Annotated in this window: 4 protein-coding genes; all 4 read left to right on the top strand. The window is 70.6% G+C overall.

The genetic code is table 11. The features are described from left to right. The first annotated feature begins 215 nt into the window (after window positions 1–215). The 4 genes from ABZ128_RS35450 (at window position 216) to ABZ128_RS35435 (ending at window position 3,372) form a co-directional block, all read left to right on the top strand. A complete protein-coding gene (locus tag ABZ128_RS35450) occupies window positions 216–875 on the top strand; it encodes a hypothetical protein (RefSeq protein ID WP_356854014.1) in 660 nt (219 codons plus the stop codon). A gap of 91 nt (window positions 876–966) precedes the next feature. After that, window positions 967–1,929: an aminoglycoside phosphotransferase family protein gene (locus tag ABZ128_RS35445; RefSeq protein ID WP_356854013.1), complete on the top strand. Its 963-nt coding sequence runs from the start codon at window positions 967–969 to the stop codon at window positions 1,927–1,929. 41 nt (window positions 1,930–1,970) lie between these two features. Further along, window positions 1,971–2,567: a dihydrofolate reductase family protein gene (locus ABZ128_RS35440; protein ID WP_356854011.1), complete on the top strand. Its 597-nt coding sequence runs from the start codon at window positions 1,971–1,973 to the stop codon at window positions 2,565–2,567. A gap of 106 nt (window positions 2,568–2,673) precedes the next feature. Further along, the gene (locus ABZ128_RS35435; protein WP_356854010.1) at window positions 2,674–3,372 is read left to right on the top strand and encodes a TetR/AcrR family transcriptional regulator C-terminal domain-containing protein; all 699 of its coding nucleotides are present in this window, start codon (window positions 2,674–2,676) and stop codon (window positions 3,370–3,372) included. Window positions 3,373–3,691 lie beyond the last annotated feature (319 nt).

The raw sequence follows: 3,691 nt of genomic DNA, 5'->3' as shown, positions 1-3,691 counted from the left end.
GGGACCCTGTGGGAGAGTAGGACGCCGCCGAACAATCATTGCGGGAAGCCCCGCACCAGGTATCTGGTGCGGGGCTTTTCTGCGTTCACGGCCCATTGTCGGCCTCAGCCTGAAGGTCCAGGTGCTCCGCCAGGTGCTCCGCGTGCGCACCCAGCCACTGACGCGGGCCGGCGAGGCTTCAGGCAGTGCCGAGCACCCCGTTAGGGTGCCGTCCCGTGATCGATGTGCTGCTTCTGCACCCCGAGCGGGGTAATCCGGGTCCTGACGACACCTCCATCGGCGGGCCGCTGCTCTGGCCGGACGCGGAGCCGTGGCCCATGTGTGGCGAGCCGGATGAGCAGGACCCCTCCGGGGAGACCGCAGTCGCCATGGTGCCCGTGGCGCAGGTCTACCGGCGCGACGTCCCGGGCTCCTGGTGGCCCGGCGGAGCCGATCTGCTGCAGGTCCTGTGGTGCCCCAATGTGCACTGGGACGCGGCGCCGCCGCAGGAAGAAGGGGCTCCCGTGGTGCTGTTGCGGTGGCGTACGGCCGGGGAGCTGACCGCCCGGGTCGCCACGGAGCACCAGCTCCGGGTGCCGGTCCGGTGCGAGGAGTGGCTGGTGCCGCAGCCGTGCACGGTCCGGGTGGAGGCGGCCGAGGACCGTGCCGACCGGCCGATCAGCAGGTACGACGTGTGGAAGGTCGGCGGGTACCCCCGGTGGACCGTCTGCGACCCGTACCCGATCACCTGCATCGACTGCGGGGCCGGGACCGAGCTGCTGTTCACCGTCTCCAGTGGCGACGAGACCGGCGTGGACATAGGGCGGGCCGGGGAGTTGCGGTTCTTCCGGTGCTCGGAGGAGGCCGGGCACGGGGTCGCCTTCGACGTCCACTGACGGCTTGCCCGTGTCGGCGTGATCGGGCCCCAACTTCAGCGCGAGGAAAAGCCGTTGACCCGTGCGGGGTTCGTCGGTCGGATGGGTCTTCGTGAGTACACAGCAGACGTATCCGGGCCTCCGTCCCGTCGACGACGACCTTGTACGGCGCCTGATCGCCGGCCAGTTCCCGCAGTGGGCGGGGTTGCCGGTGTCGCGGATGCCGTCCGGAGGGACGGTCAATGCCATGTACCGGCTCGGCGACCGCAGGGTCGTACGGCTGCCCCTGCGGAAGGGCGGGGCGCCCGACGTGGTGCTGGAGCGGGAGTGGCTGCCCCGGCTCGCGCCCCGGCTGACCACGGCCGTTCCCGAGGTGCTCGGCGCCGGGCAGCCGGCCGAGGGGTATCCGTGGCCGTGGGCCGTGTACGGGTGGCTGGCGGGGGAGAACCCCGAGGCGGGCGCGCTCCGCGAGCCGGTGCAGCTGGCCCGGGACCTGGCCGGGTTCGTGGCGCAGATGCGGGGCTTGACCCTGCCGGACGCGCCGAAGGCCTACCGCGGTGGGCCGGTGGCCTCGCTCGACGCGGCGACCCGGGCGGCCATCGAGGAGCTGCGGGGGATCCCGGAGGAGGGCGTCGACTGTGATGCCGTGACCGCCGTATGGGAGGACGCGCTGCGGGCGCCGGACGGGAAGGAGCCGCCGGTGTGGCTGCATGGCGACCTGATGCCGGGCAATCTGCTGGTGGACGCCGCGGGCAGGCTGGCGTCGGTGATCGACTTCGGGTGCATGGGGGTGGGTGATCCGGCCTGCGACCTGTTCCCCGCGTGGAACCTCCTGCCGGCCGGCGCGAGGGAGGTGTTCCGGGATGCACTCGGCGTGGACGATGCGGTGTGGGCGCGCGGGCGCGGGCGGACGCTTTCGCAGGCGCTGATCGCGCTGCCGTACTACCGCCGGAGCAACCCGGCGATGGCACGCAACGCCCGCCATGTGATCCGGGCGGTGCTGGAAGAAGATTTCGGAACTCGTACGACGGCCACCGATGACTTCGGGGCGCGGCGGGGGTCTTCCCTGCTGTAGACGTCGAAGAGTCCGAATGTGTGTGAAGAGGAGAACGCCCCGTGCGCATCGTGATCAGTGAGTTCATCAGCTTGGACGGCGTCGTGCAGGCGCCCGGCGGCGCCGAGGAGGACACCGACGGCGGCTTCGCCCACGGCGGGTGGACGCACCCCTTCTTCGACCCCGAGGTGGTGGGCGGCGCCTTCGCCGACGCGCTCACCAAGGCCGAGGCGCTGCTCTTCGGGCGGCGCACGTGGCAGACGATGGCCGCGGCCTGGCCGGAGCGGGCAGGGGACCCGTTCGCGGACCGGATGAACGCCATCCGCAAGTACGTGGTCTCGGAGACGCTGGGCGACGATGCACTGACGTGGGAGAACACCACCCGGATCCCCGGCGACAAGGCGGTCGCCGGCATCAGGGAGCTTCACGGGACGGAGGGCGGCGACCTGCTGGTCATGGGCAGTCCCACCCTCGTCCGTACGCTCCTCGGTGAGGGCCTGGTCGACGAGCTGCGGCTCATGATCATGCCGGTGCTCCTGGGCGGAGGTAAGACGATCTTCCCGGTGGACGGCTCCCGGCGCTCCCTCGAACTGGTCTCGACGGTCATCAGTCCCAGCGGTGTCCACGTCGCCACCTACCGCCCGGCCGCCCAGGGCTGAGCCGTCGACGGCGAGCGGGGACCACCAGGGGTGTCCTACGGCGGGTGGGGAACGGGGGGTCCGGCCCCGTGCCGTGGCCCGCCGTGTCCGCCCCTAGGGTGGCGCCATGCCTCGCGACACGTTGACCAAGGAGCAGATCGTCCGCACGGCCGTGGAGCTGCTGGATGACGAGGGCCTGGAAGGCCTCAACATGCGCAGCCTGGGCAAGCGGCTCGGGTCGGCCGCGACCGCGGTCTACTGGCACGTCAAGAACAAGGACAACCTCGTCCGGCTCGCCGGGGACCACGTGTGGGACGAGATCGAGCTGCCCGACCTCGCCGCGATGGACTGGCGGACGGCGGCCACGCGCATGGCCGGCAGCCTGCACGCCATGCTCACCCGGCACCCCTGGCTGGTGCAGGCCTTCGGCTCGTACCTCTTCTACGGTCCGGCCAAGGCGCGCCACGACGACCACTCCCTTGCGATCTACGAGGCCGCCGGCTTCGAGGGCGCGGCCGCCGACCGCGCGGCCGCCGCCGTCTTCACCTTCGTCCTGGGCAGTGCCCTGGGGTCCTCCGCCACCGCCACCCTGATGCGGCGCCTGCGCCGGGAGGGCGGCGATCCGGAGGAGCTGATCCGGGACACCTTGGCCAAGGCCGGCGAGGACGCCATGAAGTTCCCCCGGCTGCGTGCCCGCCTCGACACGCCCTCGGCGGACTACAACGCCTCACCTGAGCGGACCTTCGAGTACGCGCTCCAGGCCCTCCTCGACGGGCTGGACGCGGGCCGGGCGGGTGGCTTTGACAGGGACGCGGGGCGGCTGTAGAGTTGACGGGTTGCTTGGGAGCCGCACCGGCTCGGCGACACCATCCAGAACAACCCACCACCCCGGAATCGAATTCTGCGGGTGTGTACTCGACTCCTCGTTCAGGAATCTGAAGCCGGGAAATCCGGTGGAAAACTTCTGATAGAGTCGGAACCGCCGGAAAGGGAAACGCGAAAGCGGGAACCTGGAAAGCGAACCAACCCGCTTCGACCGGGAATCGGACACGAAAGAGTCTGATAGAGTCGGAAACGCAAGAACGAAGGGAAGCCCGGAGGAAAGCCCGAGAGGGTGAGTACAAAGGAAGCGTCCGTTCCTTGAG

It is taken from the genome of Streptomyces sp. NPDC006326, assembly GCF_040612915.1.
Lineage (GTDB): Bacteria > Actinomycetota > Actinomycetes > Streptomycetales > Streptomycetaceae > Streptomyces.
Note: the sequence above shows the minus strand (reverse complement) of the source record. Positions and strands in the feature narration are given on the sequence as shown.

Coding starts and splice junctions, on each gene's coding strand:
- ABZ128_RS35435 (WP_356854010.1), top strand. CDS start 2,674: ATGCCTCGCGACACGTTGACCAAGGAGCAGATCGTCCGCACGGCCGTG.